This window comes from Caproiciproducens sp. MSJ-32, assembly GCF_018918055.1.
In the GTDB taxonomy this organism is placed as follows: domain Bacteria; phylum Bacillota; class Clostridia; order Clostridiales; family Clostridiaceae; genus Clostridium.
In genome coordinates this window covers 20,432-39,174 of sequence record NZ_JAHLPS010000091.1, presented here as the reverse complement: position 1 = coordinate 39,174, position 18,743 = coordinate 20,432, and the positions used below count along the sequence as shown (strand labels likewise).

Genomic DNA, 18,743 nt, shown 5'->3' with positions numbered 1-18,743 from the left:
TATTAACCTTCTTGGTTATTATATCTAATTATCCGTGAATTTTCTACATTTAACATAAATTTTATTATATTAATAGATAGTTTATTATAATGTTCATAAAATAATTTATGAACATTATAATATTTTATTTAAAAGAATTACTTTCTTTCACCTTTGATCTTTTCTTGAATGTTCTTTGGAACTTCTTCATAGTGATCAAATGTCATTGAATATACACCTCTACCTTGAGTTCTTGATCTTAAAGTAGTTGCATATCCAAACATTTCTGAAATTGGAACGTATGATCTTATTACTTGTGCACCATTTACTGCTTCCATTCCTTCAATTTTACCTCTTCTTGAGTTAAGGTCTCCAATTACGTCTCCCATATATTCTTCTGGAACAGTAACTTCAACCTTAGCTATTGGTTCAAGAAGTACTGGGTCTGCCTTAGCCATAGCTTCTTTAAATGCCATAGATCCTGCAATCTTGAAGGCCATTTCAGATGAGTCAACTTCATGGTATGATCCATGAACTAACTTAACCTTGAAGTTAATAGTTTCATATCCTGCTATTATACCGTTTTGAGCAGCTTCTTGGATACCATTGTCTATAGCTGGAATGTATTCCTTTGGAATAACTCCCCCAACGATAGCATTTTCAAATGAATATCCGCTTTCTGATGGTTCCATTTCAATAACGCAGTGACCGTATTGTCCCTTACCACCTGATTGTTTTGCATATTTAGCTTCAGCCTTAACAGCTTTTCTAATAGTTTCTTTATATGCAACTTGTGGCGCACCAACGTTACATTCTACTTTAAATTCTCTTTGTAATCTATCAACTATAATTTCTAGATGAAGTTCTCCCATACCTGATATAATAGTTTGACCTGTTTCTTGATCTGTATAAGTCTTGAAAGTTGGGTCTTCTTCTGCAAGTTTAGCTAATGCTAAGCCCATCTTTTCTTGACCAGCCTTTGTCTTTGGCTCAATAGCTACAGAAATAACTGGTTCTGGGAATTCCATTGATTCTAGAATTATTGGATCGCTTTCTACACAAAGAGTATCTCCTGTTGTAGTGTTCTTTAATCCAATTATAGCTCCTAACTCACCAGCTTCTAATGATTCAACTTCTGATCTTGAGTTAGCATGCATCTTAACAAGTCTTCCAATTCTTTCTTTCTTACCTTTTGTTGAGTTAAGAACATAAGTACCGCTTTGCATTATTCCTGAATAAATTCTTGTAAATGCTAACTTACCAACAAATGGGTCAGTTGCAATTTTAAATGCTAAAGCTGATAATGGAGCATCGTCTGAAGCTTCTCTTACTGCATCTTCTCCATCTAAAGTCTTTCCTTTAACTGCTGGAATATCTAATGGTGAAGGTAAGAAGTTAACAACACCATCTATCATTTGTTGAACACCTTTGTTCTTATATGATGAACCGCAGATACATGGAACTATTTCGTTAGATATAGTAGCCTTTCTTAAAGCTGCTATTAATTCTTCATATGTTGGTTCTTCACCTTCTAAATATTTTTCCATTAATTCATCATCAGTTTCAGCAATTGCTTCTACCATTAGGCTTCTGTATTCTTCTGCTTGATCTACTAAATCAGCTGGAATTTCTTCTTCTCTTACATCAGTTCCTAAATCATTGTAGAAAACAATAGCTTTCATTGTTAATAAGTCTACCATTCCTCTGAATGTATCTTCAGAACCAATAGGGATTTGTATTGGAACTGCATTAGCATTTAATCTATCTCTAACTGTCTTGATACATCTAAAGAAGTCTGCTCCTGTAGCATCCATCTTATTAACATATATCATTCTTGGAACTCTATATTTATCTGCCTGTCTCCAAACAGTTTCAGTTTGTGGTTCAACCCCGCTCTTTGCATCTAGAACTGTTACAGCTCCGTCAAGAACTCTTAGAGATCTTTCAACTTCAACTGTAAAGTCTACGTGTCCTGGAGTGTCAATGATATTTAATTCATGGCCCTTCCAGTAGCAAGTTGTTGCAGCAGAAGTAATTGTTATACCTCTTTCTTGTTCTTGAACCATCCAGTCCATTTGTGAAGCACCTTCATGTGTTTCACCTATTTTGTGAGTTTTACCTGTATAGAATAGTATACGCTCAGTAGTTGTTGTCTTACCAGCATCTATGTGAGCCATTATACCGAAGTTACGGAATTTTTCTAAAGGATATTCTCTTGCCATGTGTATTTCCTCCTCTCAACGAGTAATTTTAAATTCGACAAGACTGTTTTGACCTAAGCCAAAACAGTCTCATGCAAGTATTAGTATCTATAATGAGCAAATGCTTTATTTGCTTCAGCCATCTTATGAGTATCTTCTCTTTTCTTAACAGCTGCTCCTGTATTGTTAGCTGCATCCATTATTTCTCCAGCTAATCTTTCAGCCATTATTTTTTCGCCTCTGTTTCTTGCAGCAGTTAAAAGCCATCTTATTCCTAAAGTCTGTCTTCTTTCAGGTCTAACTTCGATTGGAACTTGATAGTTAGCTCCACCTATTCTTCTAGCTTTAACTTCTAGTAAAGGCATTATATTATTTAAAGCTTCTTCAAATACTTCTAAAGCTTCTTTACCAGTTTTTTGTGCAACTATATCAAAGGCTTTGTAGCATATTTTTTGTGCTACTCCTTTTTTACCATCTTCCATTATGTTGTTGATTAACTTTGTAACAACCTTTGAATTATATATTGGATCTGGTAATACATCTCTCTTAGCGATATGTCCTTTTCTTGGCACTTTTCTTCCCTCCTTAACATTTAAAATTTAAGTTCATTGGTACTCTGCAATGATTACATTGCCGTAAAGTGTCGCTCTTCATCTATATAAACTTATTTTATAAATCTATGTAAATGTTGAAACCAACACTATTGCAATTTAATCAATTTATTACTTCTTAGCCTTAGGCTTTTTAGCACCATACTTTGATCTTCCTTGCATTCTGTTAGCTACTCCAGCACAGTCAAGTGCTCCTCTTATGATATGGTATCTAACACCAGGAAGGTCCTTAACTCTACCACCTCTTATTAGAACAACGCTGTGTTCTTGTAAGTTGTGTCCTACACCACCAATGTAAGCAGTTACTTCAACTCCATGTGTAAGTCTTACTCTGGCAATTTTTCTTAAAGCTGAGTTAGGCTTCTTTGGAGTAGTTGTTTTTACAACTGTACAAACTCCTCTTTTTTGTGGGCAATTATTAAGTGCTGGTGCTGCAGAAGTATAAACAGCAGACTTTCTACCTTTTCTTACTAATTGACTAATAGTTGGCATCTTTTCACCTCCTGAAAATTTTTTTATCTATATTAAATTAAGATAAAAGCTTATTATTTTTTTACAAATTATGGAATGCTAAAAATAATACTAATTCTATTTAGATTTCTTTTTAATTTGTAACTATACTTATTTTAAATTGTGTAAAAATTAATAAAAAATTTATTTTATTAATAACATTCAAATTTCATGAAGACAAAGAAAATCTCTTGTCTTCATGAATATAATAAACGTTAAATTATTTATCTTGCAAAATCACACAACTCGTATTTTATCATTTATGAATATGCATGTCAATAACAATAAACTCTATTATTCTATTGTTTCTGCAGCCTCATTTGCTGCTAAATCTGCTGGAACATCTAGCTTTATGTTTCTATACTTCATTAATCCTGTTCCTGCTGGGATTAACTTACCAATAATAACATTTTCTTTCAATCCTACCAATGGGTCTTTCTTTCCTTTAATAGCTGCATCTGTTAATACTCTTGTTGTTTCTTGGAAGGATGCTGCTGATAAGAAGCTGTCTGTTGCTAGAGCTGCCTTTGTTATACCAAGAAGAGTTTGTTCTCCTTTAGCTTCTTCTCCACCGAAAGCTCTAACTCTTTCATTTTCTGCTTCAAAATCAAACATATCTATCATTGTACCTGGTAATAAATCTGTATCCCCTGAATCAAGAACTTTCACTTTTCTTGTCATTTGTCTAATAACTACTTCTAGATGCTTATCGTTGATATCAACACCTTGTAGTCTATATACTTTTTGAACTTCTGATAATAAGTAATCTCTTGCTCCAGCTATTCCTTTTATAGCAGCTATATCATGTGGATTTATAGAACCTTCTGTAATTCCATCTCCAGCCTCTATCACATCACCATTTGAAACTTTAAGTCTTGATCCAAATGGTATTTCATAGCTGCGTTCTTCACCATCATCACTGACAACATAAACTGTTCTCTTTTTCTTAGTTTCTTCTATTCTTACGGTTCCTGAGATTTCACTTACAATTGCTAATCCCTTTGGCTTTCTAGCTTCAAATAACTCTTCAACTCTAGGAAGACCTTGTGTAATATCTGCTCCTACAACTCCACCTGTGTGGAATGTTCTCATTGTAAGTTGGGTTCCTGGTTCCCCTATTGATTGTGCAGCTATAATACCAACTGCTTCACCAATATTAATCTTTTGTGCTGTAGCCATATTCATACCATAGCATTTAGCACAAACACCAACCTTAGATTTGCATGTAAACACTGATCTAATTTTAACTTTCTTAATTCCAAGAGTTGGAATTTTTTCTGACATGCTCTTATCAATATATTGATCAGCTTCTAAAAGTACTTCTCCAGTTTCTGGATGAATAACTGGTTCTGCAGTATATCTTCCATATAATCTTTCGGATAATCCTTCAACTGCTTCATTACCTTCTTTTATTTCAGATACATATAAACCTTCTGTGCTTCCACAATCTTCTTCTCTTACTATAACTTCTTGAGATACGTCAACAAGTCTTCTTGTTAAGTAACCTGAGTCTGCAGTTTTTAAAGCTGTATCGGCATTACCTTTTCTAGCTCCGTGAGTTGATATGAAGTATTCTAAAACTCCTAGACCTTCTCTGAAGGATGCTCTGATTGGTAATTCTATAATCTTACCAGTAGGACTAGCCATAAGTCCTCTCATACCAGCTAATTGCTTAATCTGAGACTTAGAACCTCTCGCTCCTGAATCAGCCATCATGAATATTGGATTAAACTTATCCATACTTTCCATTAGGGCATCAGCGATATCTTCTGTTGTCTTAGTCCATTTTTCAATTACTCTTTCATATCTTTCATCTTCAGATATGAAACCTCTCTTATACATTTTTTCTATTTTACTAACAGTTTCATCCGCATCTTTTAGTAAGTCATATTTTTGCTTTGGTACGCTCATATCTGATACTGCTACTGTTACGGCTCCAATTGTTGAATAATGATATCCAACAGCCTTAATCTTATCTAGCATTATAGCAGTTTCAGTTGGTCCATGAACTTCGTAACATTTACCTATAATTTTTCCTAAAGTTTTCTTACTTACTAAGAAATCAACTTCTAAATCAAATTCATGCTCTGGATTTGATCTATCAACAAGGCCTAAATCTTGAGGTATAGACTCATTGAATATTATTTTTCCAACTGTTGTATTAATTATTCCGTGTCTAACTTCACCATTTACTTCTCTAAACATTCTTACTTTAATAGCAGCATGAATGTCTATTTCATTTAGTCTGTAAGCCATTATAGCTTCTTCTTTAGACGCAAATATCTTACCTTCACCTTTACATCCTTCTTTTGTCATTGTTAGGTAGTATGAACCTAAAACCATATCTTGTGTAGGTACACAAACTGGCTTACCATCTGATGGCTTCATTATATTTGTTGCAGCTAACATTAAGAATCTTGCTTCTGCTTGAGCTTCAACTGATAAAGGTAAGTGAACAGCCATTTGGTCACCATCGAAGTCAGCATTGTATGCTGTACAAACTAATGGATGTAATTTTATAGCTCTACCTTCTACTAATACAGGTTGGAAAGCTTGAATTCCTAATCTGTGAAGTGTAGGTGCACGGTTTAATAGAACTGGGTGATCTGTAATAACATCTTCAAGTACATCCCATACTTGATTATTTACTCTTTCAACCATTCTTTTTGCACTTTTTATGTTATGAGCTATTCCTTCTTCAACTAACTTCTTCATTACGAAAGGCTTGAATAATTCTAAGGCCATTTCTTTTGGAAGTCCGCATTGATACATTTTAAGCTCTGGTCCTACAACGATAACTGATCTACCAGAATAGTCAACTCTTTTTCCTAGTAGGTTTTGTCTAAATCTACCTTGTTTTCCTTTTAGCATATCTGATAAAGACTTAAGAGGTCTATTTCCTGGACCTGTAACTGGTCTTCCTCTTCTACCGTTGTCTATAAGAGCATCAACTGCTTCTTGAAGCATTCTCTTTTCATTTCTAACGATTATTTCTGGAGCTCCTAAATCTAAAAGCTTCTTTAATCTGTTATTTCTATTTATAACTCTTCTGTATAGGTCATTTAAGTCTGAAGTAGCAAATCTTCCTCCATCTAGTTGAACCATAGGTCTTAATTCTGGTGGAATTACTGGTATAACATTTATTATCATCCACTTTGGTTCATTACCAGATTTTCTAAAGGATTCTACAACTTCTAATCTTCTAATTATTCTTACTTTCTTTTGACCTGTACTATTTTTTAATTCTTCTTTTAATTCTCTTGCTTGAGCTTCTAAATCAATTTCAGCTAATAATTGTTGAATTGATTCAGCACCCATTCCTGCTACAAAGCTATCTTCTCCGTATTTTTCAACAGCTTCCCTATACTCTTTTTCAGTAAGAAGTTGTTTCTTTAAAAGAGGAGTTTCTTTAGGATTTATTACAATATATGAAGCGAAATATAGCACCTTTTCTAAAGCTCTTGGTGACATATCAAGTAATAATCCCATTCTTGATGGAATTCCCTTGAAGTACCAGATGTGAGAAACTGGGGCTGCAAGTTCTATATGCCCCATTCTTTCTCTTCTTACTTTAGCCTTAGTAACTTCAACTCCACATCTGTCACAAACTATTCCCTTATATCTAACTCTCTTATACTTACCACAATGACATTCCCAGTCTTTTGTAGGTCCAAATATTCTTTCACAGAATAGACCGTCTCTTTCTGGTTTTAAAGTTCTATAGTTTATTGTTTCAGGTTTTTTTACTTCTCCTCTTGACCATTCTCTTATTTGGTCTGGTGAAGCTAAACCTATTTGTAATGCATCAAAATTATTCAATTCAAACAAGGGTATATCCTCCCTTCAAATTTAGTCTTCATCATTTACAAAATCGTCAAATCCTAGATCTTCTGCATGAAATCCTTCTAATAAGGAATCATCAAAATCGCTGTCATCCTCTATTGGTTCTTCATCTGATATTTTATAACTGTCATCAATATCTACATTGTCTGGAGTTATATCTTCAGTACCTTCTATATTAACATCTAAATCATCAACATCTGTATCAATGAATTCTTTAAGTTTTACTTCTTCATTTTCTTCATTTAATACTTTAACATCTAAGCATAATGCTTGAAGTTCTTTTATTAATACTTTAAAGGATTCTGGAACGCCTGGTTCAGGAATATTTTCTCCCTTAACAATAGCTTCATAAGTTTTAACTCTACCTACAATATCATCTGACTTAACAGTTAATATTTCTTGTAATGTATGAGCTGCACCATATGCTTCTAAAGCCCAAACTTCCATTTCTCCAAATCTTTGACCACCAAATTGTGCCTTACCACCTAGTGGTTGTTGAGTTACTAATGAATATGGTCCTGTTGACCTTGCGTGAATCTTATCGTCAACTAAGTGAGCTAGCTTTAAGATATACATTATTCCAACAGTTACCTCATTATCAAAAGGCTCTCCTGTTCTACCATCATATAAAATTGTCTTACCATTTGCTTGATATCCAGCCTTTTCTAAGCATTCTTGTATATCTTCATAAGTTGCTCCATCAAATACAGGAGTAGCAACATGCCATCCTAATTTGCTTGCAGCCCATCCTAAGTGAACTTCAAGTACTTGACCTATATTCATACGTGAAGGAACCCCTAATGGGTTTAAACATATTTGTAGAGGTCTTCCATCTGGTAAGAAAGGCATATCTTCTTCTGGTAAGATTCTTGAGATAACCCCTTTGTTTCCGTGACGTCCTGCCATCTTGTCACCAACAGAAATCTTTCTCTTTTGAGCAATATAGCATCTAACTAATTCATTAACTCCAGGGTTTAGCTCATCACCATTTTCTCTAGTAAATATTTTAACATCTACTATTATTCCAGCTTCCCCATGAGGAACTCTTAAAGAAGTATCTCTTACTTCTCTTGCCTTTTCTCCAAATATAGCTCTTAATAATCTTTCTTCTGCAGTTAGTTCAGTTTCTCCCTTTGGTGTTACTTTTCCTACAAGTATATCACCTGATCTAACTTCAGCACCAATTCTTATTATTCCTCTATCGTCTATGTCTTTTAATGCATCTTCACTTACATTAGGAATATCTCTTGTAATTTCTTCAGGTCCTAATTTTGTATCTCTAGCTTCGCATTCATATTCTTCTATATGAATTGAAGTAAAGATATCTTCTCTTACTAATTCTTCAGATATCAGCATAGCATCTTCGTAGTTGTAACCTTCCCATGTGATAAAGCCCATTCTGATATTCTTTCCTAATGATATTTCTCCTAAATCTGTAGAAGGACCGTCTGCGATCACTTCGTTTTTGAATACTATATCACCCTTTTGAACAATAGGTCTTTGATTTATACATGTTCCTTGGTTACTTCTCTTGAATTTTAATAATTTATAAGTATCTATTCCGCCATCTGAATCTCTTCTTATTCTTATTTCATCAGCACTTACATATACAACCTTACCTGAGTTTTTAGCTTTACGAAGTACTCCTGAATCATAAGCAGCCTTGTATTCTATTCCTGTTCCTACAATTGGAGCTTCTGGCTTTAATAGTGGAACTGCTTGACGTTGCATGTTTGATCCCATAAGTGCTCTTGAAGCATCATCATTTTCAAGGAAAGGAATCATTGCTGTTGCAACTGAAACAATTTGTCTTGGAGATACGTCAACTAAGTCAACTTCTTCAGAATTAACTACTAGTACTTCATCTAGGTATCTAACAGTTACTCTTTTATCTATAAATCTTCCATTTTCGTCAAGAGGTTCTTGAGCTTGTGCTATATAATATAAATCTTCTTCATCAGCTGTAAAGTATTTAATTTCGTCAGTAACAACGCCTTTTTCCTTATCAACAATTCTATATGGTGTTTCTATAAATCCATATTCATTTACTCTAGCAAAAGTAGATAATGAGTTTATAAGTCCTATGTTTGGTCCTTCTGGAGTTTCTATAGGACACATTCTACCATAGTGTGAATAGTGAACGTCTCTTACTTCAAAACCAGCTCTTTCTCTTGAAAGTCCACCTGGTCCTAAAGCTGATAATCTTCTCTTGTGAGTTAATTCTGATAACGGATTGATTTGGTCCATGAATTGTGATAATTGAGAACTACCAAAAAATTCCTTAATAGCAGCTGATACTGGTCTTATATTTATTAACATCTGAGGAGTTATTGCTTCTTGATCTTGTATTGTCATTCTTTCCTTAACTACTCTTTCCATTCTTGAAAGACCAATTCTAAATTGATTTTGTAATAATTCTCCAACAGATCTAATTCTTCTATTTCCTAAATGGTCTATGTCATCAACATATCCAATGCCATAACGTAAGCCTAATTGATAGCTTATTGTTGCATATATATCATCTTTGATAATATGCTTTGGAATAAGATTAATTATGTTCTTTTTAATCTCTTCCTTTATACTCGTTTCATCATCATAATTATCTAATATTTCTTTTAAAGTTGGGTAATGAACCATTTCCTTTATATTTAAATCACTTATATCAAATGGTACAACCTTATTAATATCTACAAAGTGATTACCTATTACTCTTACCACTTTGTCTTCAACTAAAACATCAACAGAATTAATACCTGAATTTTGTATTTCTTCTGCCTTTACTCTGTTAATTTTTTGACCTTTTTCTACTATAATTTCTCCTGTTTCAGGGTTAACTATATCAGTTGCTGTAATTTGATTTACTAGTCTGATATTTAAAGCTAACTTTTTGTTAAACTTATATCTACCAACCCTTGACAAGTCATATCTCTTAGGGTCAAAAAATATTGAATCTATAAGAGAAACAGCACTATCCACAGTTGGTGGTTCGCCTGGTCTTAATCTCTTATATATTTCTAATAAAGCTTCCTCTCTGGATTTAGTATTATCTTTTTCTATTGTAGCTCTTAGTCTTTCTTCTTCTCCAAAGAAGCTTAATAATTCTTGGTCACTTCCATATCCCATCGCTCTAGCTAATATAGTAATAGGAAGCTTTCTTGTTTTATCTATTCTTACATAGATAACACCGTTAGAATCTGTTTCATATTCTAACCAAGCACCTCTATTTGGTATTACTGTTGATGAAAATAGCTTTTCACCACTTTTATCAACATTATAATTGTAATAAACTCCAGGAGATCTTACTAACTGACTTACTATTACTCTTTCAGCACCATTAATAATGAAAGTTCCTTGTTCAGTCATTAGAGGGAAATCTCCCATAAATACTTCTTGTTCTTTAATTTCACCTGTTTCTTTATTTTGTAATCTTACAGAAACTTTTAGTGGCGCAGCATAAGTAGCATCTCTTTCCTTACACTCTTCCACAGAATACTTAATACTATCCATATCAAGTTTGTAATCAACAAATTCAAGTACAAGATTACCAGTGAAATTTGTAATTGGATTTATGTCGTCAAAAACTTCATAAAGTCCTTCATCTAAAAACCACTGATATGAATCTAATTGTACTTCAATAAGATTTGGCATTTCGGTTGCATCTTTAACCTTACCAAAACTCATTCTAGTTCTTTTTCCATTTTGGACAGGATGTACCATGAATTTTCACCCCTTGCATTAAACTAAAATAACCCAAAGCATAGTTCCCCTAAGGATACTTGCTTTCGGATAGCAACACTTATTAGTATAACCATTTTTATACTGGTTATGCAATTTCTCAATATAATTATAATATCCCATATTGAATAGTACATTTAGTTATAGTATCATACAATTAAAGCGATGTCAATATTCTTATATAAAATCACTTCAACTTAAAAGATACCTTATTTATAAAACCATATAAAGTATACCAGGAAATTAATATTTTATATAGTTTTATTTTATTAGAATTAAAAAGGTGCTTTAAACAGCACCTTTTCTTAATTAAAAATTAATTACTTAAGTTCTACTTCTGCTCCAACTTCAGCAAGTTTAGCTTTCATTTCTTCAGCTTCTTCTTTAGCAACGCCTTCCTTAATTGTCTTAGGAGCTCCGTCAACTATTTCCTTAGCTTCTTTTAATCCTAATCCAGTTAATTCTCTAACTACTTTGATTACCTTAATCTTGTTGGCACCAGCGCTTGCTAATACTACGTCAAATTCTGATTTTTCTTCTGCTGCTGCAGCACCTGCAACTGCTGCACCTGCTACTGCTACTGGAGCAGCTGCGCTTACACCAAATTCTTCTTCACAAGCTTTAACTAGCTCGTTTAATTCTAAAACAGTCATTTCTTTTATAGCTTGAATTATATCTTCTCTTGTCATTTAAATTGCACCTCCAAATTTTTTATCAGTTTTATTCAGCTGATTCTGATTCTTTCTTTTCTTTAATTGCATTTAATAAGTATGCAAGATTTGATAATGGAGCTTTGAAGCTTCCAAGAAGTTTTGCAATAAGAACTTCTTTTGATGGTATTGTAGCGATTTTTTCAATTTCTTCTTTATTATATAAAGCTCCTTCCACAATACCTGCTTTTAATTCTAATTTCTTATGATCCTTAGCAAATGTATGTAATACTCTTGCAGGAGCAGTAGCATCATCATATCCAAATGCTATAGAAACAGGCCCTTCTAAATATTGTTCTAGACCTTCGATACCTAATTCTTTAGCTGCTAATAATACTAAAGTGTTCTTATAAACCTTGTATTCAACGCCAGCTTCTCTTAATGTTTTTCTTAAGTTAGTATCTTCTTCAACAGTTAAACCTTGATAATTAGCTAAAACAATACTCTTTGAATTTTGTAACTTTTCTTTAATTTCAGCTACTTTAGCTTCTTTAATTCTTCTGTTATTATTCATTACTGTGTGTCCACCTCCTCACAGTTTACAACTGCTATTTTATAATAAATAAGGCCTTCCCATAGACATAGGAAGACCAATAAATAAATTAATCACTTACCTTGGTATTCCTCGGTAGGCAATTAATTTAAACCTTGCGGCACCTACTGTCTTTGGAATTAGTATTCATTTTTACAACAGTAGTTATTTTACAACATAACTACATATATGTCAATACTAATCTAGAACTTTTTGTGGATTTATTTTAGCTCCAGGTCCCATTGTGCTGGAAACTGATACAGACTTGATATATTGTCCTTTAGCAGCTGCTGGTTTAGCTTTAACTATAGCTTCCATTAAAGTTTGGAAGTTTTCATATAGTTTATCAACTCCGAAAGATTTCTTTCCGATTGGACAGTGAACTATAGCTGTTTTATCTACTCTATATTCAACCTTACCAGCTTTAATTTCTGCAATTGCTTTAGCAACATCAAATGTTACAGTTCCTGATTTTGGGTTTGGCATTAATCCTTTAGGTCCTAAAAGTCTACCTATTCTACCAACAACTCCCATCATATCAGGAGTAGCAACTACTACATCATAATCGAACCAGTTTTCAGTTTGAATCTTTTGAACTAGTTCTTCTCCTCCAACGAAATCTGCTCCGGCAGCTTCAGCTTCTTTAGCTTTATCTCCTTTAGCAAAAACTAAAACTCTTACAGTTTTTCCTGTTCCGTTTGGAAGAACAACTGCTCCTCTTACTTGTTGATCTGCATGTCTTGGGTCTACCCCTAATCTAACATGTAGTTCAATAGTTTCATCAAACTTAGCTTTAGCAGTCTTTACAGCTAATTCTAAAGCTTGTTTTGGTTCATATAATGCACTTTTGTCTATTAGCTTTGCGCTTTCAATATAATTTTTTCCCATAACTTGCCTCCTTTGTGGTAATAACGGTTTTTACCTCCCACTATTTTTACGAATTACTCTTCTACTGTTACTCCCATACTCTTAGCAGTTCCAATTACCATGCTCATAGCACTTTCTATTGAAGCTGCATTTAAGTCAGGCATTTTTAATTCAGCAATTTTTCTAACTTGATCTTTAGTTAACTTACCAACTTTGTTCTTGTTTGGTACTCCTGAACCACTTTCAATACCTAATTCTTTCTTAATTAGTACTGCAGCTGGTGGAGTCTTTAGTACGAAACTAAAAGATCTATCTTGGTAAACTGTAATTACAACTGGAATTGTTAATCCAGCTTGGTTTGCAGTTTTTGCATTATACTCCTTACAGAATCCCATAATGTTAACACCATGTTGACCTAATGCTGGTCCTACTGGTGGTGCTGGTGTTGCCTTACCTGCAGGAAGTTGAAGTTTAATTATTCCTGTTACTTTCTTAGCCATGTATATTCCTCCTATACTGTGGTAATACGGACTTTTTGTCCTCCCACTTTATTAAAACATTAGTTTATATTAAACTAATTTTTCAACTTGTGTAAAATCAAGTTCAGCTAGAGTTTCTCTGCCAAACATATCAATTAATACTTTTATCTTACGTTTTTCAAAATTTATCTCTTGGATCGTTGCTGTAAAATCTCTTAACGGTCCAGAGGTAACTCTTATTGACTCTCCTACCTCTAAATCAATCTCAACAGGAGCTTCTTTAACTCCCATAGATTCAACTTCTTCATCGGTAAGAGGAACTGGTTTAGAAGCAGGGCCAACAAAACCTGTTACACCCCTTGTGTTTCTAACCACATACCATGATTCATCTGTCATTAGCATTTTTACTAACACATATCCAGGAAACTTCTTTTTTAGAGAAACCTTTTGTTTCCCATCTTTTTCTTCTATAACTTCTTCCATAGGAACTTGTATATCCTGAAGTAAGCCTTGAAGATTTCTATTTTCAATAGTTTTTTCAAGATTTGCTTTAACCTTGTTTTCGTAACCTGAGTATGTGTGTACAACATACCATCTTGCTTTTTCGCTCATATTTTCTTTAGGTGAATATCACCTTAACCTCCTTACTTTAATCTAAGAACCAATTCAAAGAGGTTTTGAAAAATATAATCTAACCCGCCTACTAATATTACATATATTAGTATGACTACGCCAACTGCAATTAACGCTTTTTTAGTTTCATTTTTAGAAGGCCAAGTTATTCTATTAACTTCTGCCTTAACCTCTCTAAAAAGCTTAAGTAATCCACCTTTATTAGGTGTATTTTTAGTTAAATTTACATTTTCCTTAACAGCCATTACTTCACATCCTTAATTATTGTGAGTATATGTCATCACTATATCAGCTGATTATTTTGTTTCTTTATGAAGTGTATGCTTTTTACAGAACTTGCAGTATTTATGCATTTCTAATCTGTCTGGATTATTTTTCTTGTTCTTCATAGAATTATAATTTCTTTGCTTACACTCTGTGCATGCTAAAGTCACTTTCACTCTCACAGTCTGCACCTCCAGTTTACAGTAAATAATATAAAACTTACTATGTTTATCTTAATGTATTTTCGTTAATTACCTAAACACATTACCACAAAAGACAATGTGTGTCAATATATAAGATTTTGTAAGGGATTAAGTATTAAAACCCAATCCCTCCAATAATCACCAACAACTAATTACTCAACTATCTTAGTAACAACTCCTGAACCTACAGTTCTTCCACCTTCTCTGATAGCGAATCTTAATCCTTCATCCATTGCAACTGGAGTGATTAATTCAACGTTCATATCAATGTGATCTCCTGGCATAACCATTTCCATTCCTTCTGGTAATTTGATTGTACCAGTAACGTCTGTTGTTCTGAAGTAGAATTGTGGTCTATATCCATCGAAGAATGGAGTATGTCTTCCACCTTCTTCTTTCTTAAGTACGTATACTTGACCTACGAATTTTTGGTGAGGTTTTACTGAACCTGGTTTTGCTAATACTTGACCTCTTTCGATGTCAGTTCTTTGGATACCTCTTAATAGAACCCCTACGTTATCTCCTGCTTGTGCTTCATCTAGTAACTTTCTGAACATTTCTATTCCTGTTACTACTGTCTTTCTGCTTTCTTCTGTTAATCCAACTATTTCAACTTCGTCGCTTAGCTTAAGAACTCCGCTTTCAACTCTTCCTGTTGCAACTGTTCCTCTACCAGTGATTGTAAATACGTCTTCTACTGGCATTAAGAATGGCTTATCTGTTGCTCTTTCTGGAGTTGGAATGTAGTTATCTACTGCTTCCATAAGTTCTAATATACAAGCTGTTGCTTGTGGATCTGTTGGGTTTTCTAATGCTTGTAGAGCTGATCCCTTAATTATTGGAATATCGTCTCCTGGGAAGTTGTATTCATTTAATAATTCTCTAACTTCCATTTCAACTAATTCTAATAATTCTTCGTCGTCTACCATATCTGCCTTATTTAAGAATACTACTATGTAATCAACACCAACTCTTGATGCTAGTAGTATGTGTTCTCTTGTTTGTGGCATTGGACCGTCTGCTGCTGAAACAACTAGGATAGCTCCGTCCATTTGTGCAGCTCCAGTAATCATGTTCTTAACGTAGTCAGCGTGTCCTGGACAGTCAACGTGTGCATAGTGTCTGTTGTCTGTTTGATATTCTACGTGAGATGTATTTATTGTGATTCCTCTTTCTTTTTCTTCTGGTGCTTTATCGATTGATGCATAATCAAATGCTTCTGCATATCCTTTCTTTGATAAAACAGTTGTTATTGCAGCTGTTAATGTTGTCTTACCATGGTCTACGTGACCGATTGTACCAATGTTTACGTGTGGTTTACTTCTTTCGAATTTTGACTTTGCCATTGTAAAATCCTCCTTATATTTTCTTAATAAACTTTGCCTAGCGTTTTGTAATATTAATTGGAGCTCACGATCGGGATTGAACCGACGACCTCCGCCTTACCAAGGCGACGCTCTGCCTACTGAGCTACGTGAGCAGTTATATATAATAATATATATGTTTATATACCAATTATAAAGTTTACTATTTTCCAAAAAATTTGTCAATAAAAATTTAACGACTTATTTCCCTGAATAAAGACACTTTTCAAGCTTTCTTTTAACTCTTTGTAAAGCATTATCTATAGATTTAGCCTGTCTGTCTAAATCACTAGCTATTTCTTGGTATGATTTACCATCTAAATAAGATTGTAGTACTTCCATTTCCAAATCTGATAATACCTTACTCATCTCATTCTCTATATATTTAATTTGTTCTTTTCCAATTATAAGCTCCTCAGGATCTGTTATTTTCAATTCAGAAAGCACATCTATTAAAGTCCTGTCTGATTCTTCTTCATATATAGGTTTATTAAGTGATACGTAAGTATTTAATGGAATATGCTTTTGTCTTGTAGCTGTTTTTATAGCAGTTATTATTTGCCTTGTTATGCAAAGTTCTGCAAAAGCTTTAAAACTTGTTAATTTTTCAGGATTAAAATCTCGTATTGCTTTATATAAACCTATCATTCCTTCTTGATATATATCTTCTTTATCTGCTCCAATTAAAAAATAAGATTTTGATTTTGCTTTTACAAAATTTTCGTATTTAGAAATCAAAAACTCCTGTGCTCTAGTATTTCCTGCTTTAGCTTCTATAACAATTTCTTCATCAGTTTTATTTTCAAATTCTGAAAATAACCCAAGTTTCTTCTTTCTATATCCCAATACCTCGTCACCCCACTTATCCCTTATGATATAACCTAATAGTATAATAAATATAGCTTAATATCAATATACTTATTAAGTTATTATTTACCTCTTCTCCAAGCTTCAAATTTTTTAATTATATCTTCCTCTAAATTATCACCTAAATTATTTTTTACATTATCTTGAATACTGCTTTTTACATTAGTAATTTTATTTTGTGTTTTTAAAACCTCATTATAAAATTCTATGGAAGATATTCTTACAGCTCCTCGTTGAAAAATTATCTGCTGTTGGAGCCAATCAGAAGTAACTACATAAACCTCATACTTTCTCCCGATATTATGTACTTCCCTTTCTATATATGAGTCTGCTGTTTCTCCATCCTTTGTAAATATTACACTAAGGTTTTTATAAACTTCTTCTTTCTTTTCAATGCTTCCAGCTACCATATGGGCATCAAAAACTATTACTATTTTACATTCTTCATATACTGAATAGTTATGTAAAATATCTATAAGAGTTCGCCTTGCTCCCTCAAAGCTATATTTCTTTTCTTTTTTTAAATTAGGCCAACTATTTATTACGTTATATCCATCAACAAATATAATCTTCACGTTTACCTCTTTGACTTATTTATTTAATAATCTTCCTTTTAATATTTCATACATCATTATACCACCAGCAACCGAAGCATTTAAAGAGTTAATTTTTCCTACCATAGGTATTTTAACTAATTTATCGCACTTCTTTAATGTAAGTTTTGATATCCCTCTTCCTTCACTTCCTATAACCACTGCACAAGGTCCTGAAAAGTTTACTTCATAACTATACTCTTTTCCTTCAATATCAGCTCCATATATCCAAATTCCTTTTTCCTTTAGTTCATCAATTATTGAATTTATATTTGTAACCTTTGCTATTTTCATATGCTCTATAGCACCAACTGAAGCTTTATAAACTGTTGCTGTTACTCCTACATTTCTTCTTTTGGGAATAATAATTCCATGAACTCCACATAACTCTGCAGTTCTTATTATAGATCCTAAGTTATGAGGATCTTCTATTTCATCTAATATAACTATAAAAGGATCTTCATTTCTTTCTTTTGCAAGTTTAAGCATATCTTCAACTTCAGAATAAACAAAAGGAGTAACCTGTGCTATAACACCTTGGTGACTCATTCCACCGCTCATTGTATCAAGCTTTTTCCTATCTACTTCTTTTAATACTACCTTTTTTTCCTTTGCCATATTTATAATAGCCTTTATAGACCCTTCCATATTTCCGCTAGCTATATAAATACATTCTATAGTTCTACTTCCCTTTAATAGCTCCATAACCGCATTTCTACCAACAACTAAATCCTCTCTTATCTCTATTGAAGATGAATTCCCGTCAAACTGCTTTTCTGTTTCTTTTTTTCTTTGTCCTTTTCCTTTTATCTTTCCTTCTAAAAGTTCTCTTTCCATTCTAGCTTTAAGTCTAGCTTCTCTATTACCTTTTGTCATTATAATCACTCCTTCTTATTATTTTAATTTGCTTATATTATTTCCATGCTTCTCTCTAATATTTCTGATAATCTTGTTTTATTACCTATCAAATACAAATATCCAATTAGGGCTTCAAATCCTGTTGCATTTCTATAGTCTATAACATCTGCATTTTTAGGAATAGTTGCTGATTTTGTATTCCTGCCTCTCTTATAAATATATAATTCATCTTCTTCCAAACTATCTTCAATAGTCTTAATTATCTTAGATTGAGCCTGGGCCTTGACATATTGAATTGCTTTAAGATGAATCTTATGAACAGATAACTCTACATTATTTGATAGGATATAATTCCTTATAAAAATTTCAAAAACCGCATCTCCTATTAAAGCTAACTGCAGGGGGTTTAATCTCCTGGCTTCTTCTTTTGTAAATTCTCTTGTTCTTAAATCATCCAGCATTTTATCACTCCTCTAAATAAAGGCTGCAATACT

At 33.2% G+C, this 18,743-nt stretch carries 17 protein-coding genes, 1 tRNA gene and 1 other annotated feature; all 18 genes read right to left on the bottom strand.

Features of this window, described 5'->3' with window-relative positions:
• Positions 1–137: 137 nt before the first annotated feature.
• The 18 genes from fusA to KQI16_RS10015 all read right to left on the bottom strand — a co-directional run bounded on the left by fusA (position 138) and on the right by KQI16_RS10015 (position 18,710).
• Positions 138–2,201 carry an elongation factor G gene (fusA, locus tag KQI16_RS10100; protein WP_216434100.1) on the bottom strand — a complete coding sequence of 688 codons (2,064 nt, stop codon included), beginning with the start codon at positions 2,199–2,201 and terminating at the stop codon, positions 138–140.
• 80 nt (positions 2,202–2,281) lie between these two features.
• Complete coding sequence (gene rpsG / locus KQI16_RS10095; RefSeq protein WP_216434098.1) at positions 2,282–2,752, bottom strand: 30S ribosomal protein S7; 471 nt, start codon at positions 2,750–2,752, stop codon at positions 2,282–2,284.
• Positions 2,753–2,902: 150 nt separating this feature from the next.
• Entirely contained in the window at positions 2,903–3,283 is a 381-nt protein-coding gene (gene rpsL / locus KQI16_RS10090) for a 30S ribosomal protein S12 (protein WP_216434096.1), read from the bottom strand.
• Between the two features lie 312 nt (positions 3,284–3,595).
• Positions 3,596–7,129, bottom strand: a complete 3,534-nt coding sequence (rpoC, locus tag KQI16_RS10085) for a DNA-directed RNA polymerase subunit beta' (protein WP_216434094.1) — start codon at positions 7,127–7,129, stop codon at positions 3,596–3,598.
• Between the two features lie 21 nt (positions 7,130–7,150).
• Positions 7,151–10,861, bottom strand: a complete 3,711-nt coding sequence (gene rpoB, locus KQI16_RS10080; RefSeq protein WP_216434092.1) for a DNA-directed RNA polymerase subunit beta — start codon at positions 10,859–10,861, stop codon at positions 7,151–7,153.
• 338 nt (positions 10,862–11,199) lie between these two features.
• Positions 11,200–11,568: a 50S ribosomal protein L7/L12 gene (gene rplL, locus KQI16_RS10075; protein WP_216434090.1), complete on the bottom strand. Its 369-nt coding sequence runs from the start codon at positions 11,566–11,568 to the stop codon at positions 11,200–11,202.
• Positions 11,569–11,599: 31 nt separating this feature from the next.
• On the bottom strand, positions 11,600–12,103 hold the full coding sequence (gene rplJ / locus KQI16_RS10070) for a 50S ribosomal protein L10 (protein WP_216434088.1): 504 nt from the start codon (positions 12,101–12,103) through the stop codon (positions 11,600–11,602).
• Between the two features lie 37 nt (positions 12,104–12,140).
• Positions 12,141–12,277 (bottom strand) — a sequence feature (ribosomal protein L10 leader region).
• A 42-nt stretch (positions 12,278–12,319) separates the two neighbouring features.
• Positions 12,320–13,009: a 50S ribosomal protein L1 gene (rplA, locus tag KQI16_RS10065; protein WP_216434086.1), complete on the bottom strand. Its 690-nt coding sequence runs from the start codon at positions 13,007–13,009 to the stop codon at positions 12,320–12,322.
• 53 nt (positions 13,010–13,062) lie between these two features.
• Positions 13,063–13,488, bottom strand: coding sequence for a 50S ribosomal protein L11 (gene rplK, locus KQI16_RS10060; RefSeq protein WP_119864275.1), 426 nt, complete (start codon positions 13,486–13,488; stop codon positions 13,063–13,065).
• A gap of 69 nt (positions 13,489–13,557) precedes the next feature.
• Positions 13,558–14,079 (bottom strand): transcription termination/antitermination protein NusG, encoded by a 522-nt coding sequence (nusG, locus tag KQI16_RS10055; protein WP_216434084.1) that lies wholly within the window; start codon positions 14,077–14,079, stop codon positions 13,558–13,560.
• Positions 14,080–14,111: 32 nt separating this feature from the next.
• The gene (secE, locus tag KQI16_RS10050; protein ID WP_216434082.1) at positions 14,112–14,345 is read right to left on the bottom strand and encodes a preprotein translocase subunit SecE; all 234 of its coding nucleotides are present in this window, start codon (positions 14,343–14,345) and stop codon (positions 14,112–14,114) included.
• A 51-nt stretch (positions 14,346–14,396) separates the two neighbouring features.
• Complete coding sequence (gene rpmG / locus KQI16_RS10045) at positions 14,397–14,546, bottom strand: 50S ribosomal protein L33 (RefSeq protein WP_066889817.1); 150 nt, start codon at positions 14,544–14,546, stop codon at positions 14,397–14,399.
• A gap of 173 nt (positions 14,547–14,719) precedes the next feature.
• On the bottom strand, positions 14,720–15,913 hold the full coding sequence (gene tuf, locus KQI16_RS10040) for an elongation factor Tu (RefSeq protein ID WP_216434080.1): 1,194 nt from the start codon (positions 15,911–15,913) through the stop codon (positions 14,720–14,722).
• 58 nt (positions 15,914–15,971) lie between these two features.
• A tRNA-Thr gene (locus KQI16_RS10035) sits at positions 15,972–16,047 on the bottom strand.
• Between the two features lie 85 nt (positions 16,048–16,132).
• Complete coding sequence (gene sigH, locus KQI16_RS10030; RefSeq protein WP_216434078.1) at positions 16,133–16,777, bottom strand: RNA polymerase sporulation sigma factor SigH; 645 nt, start codon at positions 16,775–16,777, stop codon at positions 16,133–16,135.
• An 83-nt stretch (positions 16,778–16,860) separates the two neighbouring features.
• Complete coding sequence (locus KQI16_RS10025) at positions 16,861–17,373, bottom strand: NYN domain-containing protein (RefSeq protein WP_216434076.1); 513 nt, start codon at positions 17,371–17,373, stop codon at positions 16,861–16,863.
• A gap of 15 nt (positions 17,374–17,388) precedes the next feature.
• The gene (rlmB, locus tag KQI16_RS10020; RefSeq protein ID WP_286173059.1) at positions 17,389–18,228 is read right to left on the bottom strand and encodes a 23S rRNA (guanosine(2251)-2'-O)-methyltransferase RlmB; all 840 of its coding nucleotides are present in this window, start codon (positions 18,226–18,228) and stop codon (positions 17,389–17,391) included.
• 71 nt (positions 18,229–18,299) lie between these two features.
• The gene (locus KQI16_RS10015) at positions 18,300–18,710 is read right to left on the bottom strand and encodes a Mini-ribonuclease 3 (protein ID WP_216434073.1); all 411 of its coding nucleotides are present in this window, start codon (positions 18,708–18,710) and stop codon (positions 18,300–18,302) included.
• Between the last annotated feature and the right edge of the window lie 33 nt (positions 18,711–18,743).

Excerpts from the sequence above, each read along its gene's own strand:
- fusA (WP_216434100.1), bottom strand. The coding sequence starts at position 2,201 with ATGGCAAGAGAATATCCTTTAGAAAAATTCCGTAACTTCGGTATAATG.
- rpsL (WP_216434096.1), bottom strand. The coding sequence starts at position 3,283 with ATGCCAACTATTAGTCAATTAGTAAGAAAAGGTAGAAAGTCTGCTGTT.
- rpoB (WP_216434092.1), bottom strand. The coding sequence starts at position 10,861 with ATGGTACATCCTGTCCAAAATGGAAAAAGAACTAGAATGAGTTTTGGT.
- rplL (WP_216434090.1), bottom strand. The coding sequence starts at position 11,568 with ATGACAAGAGAAGATATAATTCAAGCTATAAAAGAAATGACTGTTTTA.
- rplJ (WP_216434088.1), bottom strand. The coding sequence starts at position 12,103 with ATGAATAATAACAGAAGAATTAAAGAAGCTAAAGTAGCTGAAATTAAA.
- rplA (WP_216434086.1), bottom strand. The coding sequence starts at position 13,009 with ATGGGAAAAAATTATATTGAAAGCGCAAAGCTAATAGACAAAAGTGCA.
- rplK (WP_119864275.1), bottom strand. The coding sequence starts at position 13,488 with ATGGCTAAGAAAGTAACAGGAATAATTAAACTTCAACTTCCTGCAGGT.
- nusG (WP_216434084.1), bottom strand. The coding sequence starts at position 14,079 with ATGAGCGAAAAAGCAAGATGGTATGTTGTACACACATACTCAGGTTAC.
- secE (WP_216434082.1), bottom strand. The coding sequence starts at position 14,345 with ATGGCTGTTAAGGAAAATGTAAATTTAACTAAAAATACACCTAATAAA.
- tuf (WP_216434080.1), bottom strand. The coding sequence starts at position 15,913 with ATGGCAAAGTCAAAATTCGAAAGAAGTAAACCACACGTAAACATTGGT.
- rlmB (WP_286173059.1), bottom strand. The coding sequence starts at position 18,228 with ATGGAAAGAGAACTTTTAGAAGGAAAGATAAAAGGAAAAGGACAAAGA.
- KQI16_RS10015 (WP_216434073.1), bottom strand. The coding sequence starts at position 18,710 with ATGCTGGATGATTTAAGAACAAGAGAATTTACAAAAGAAGAAGCCAGG.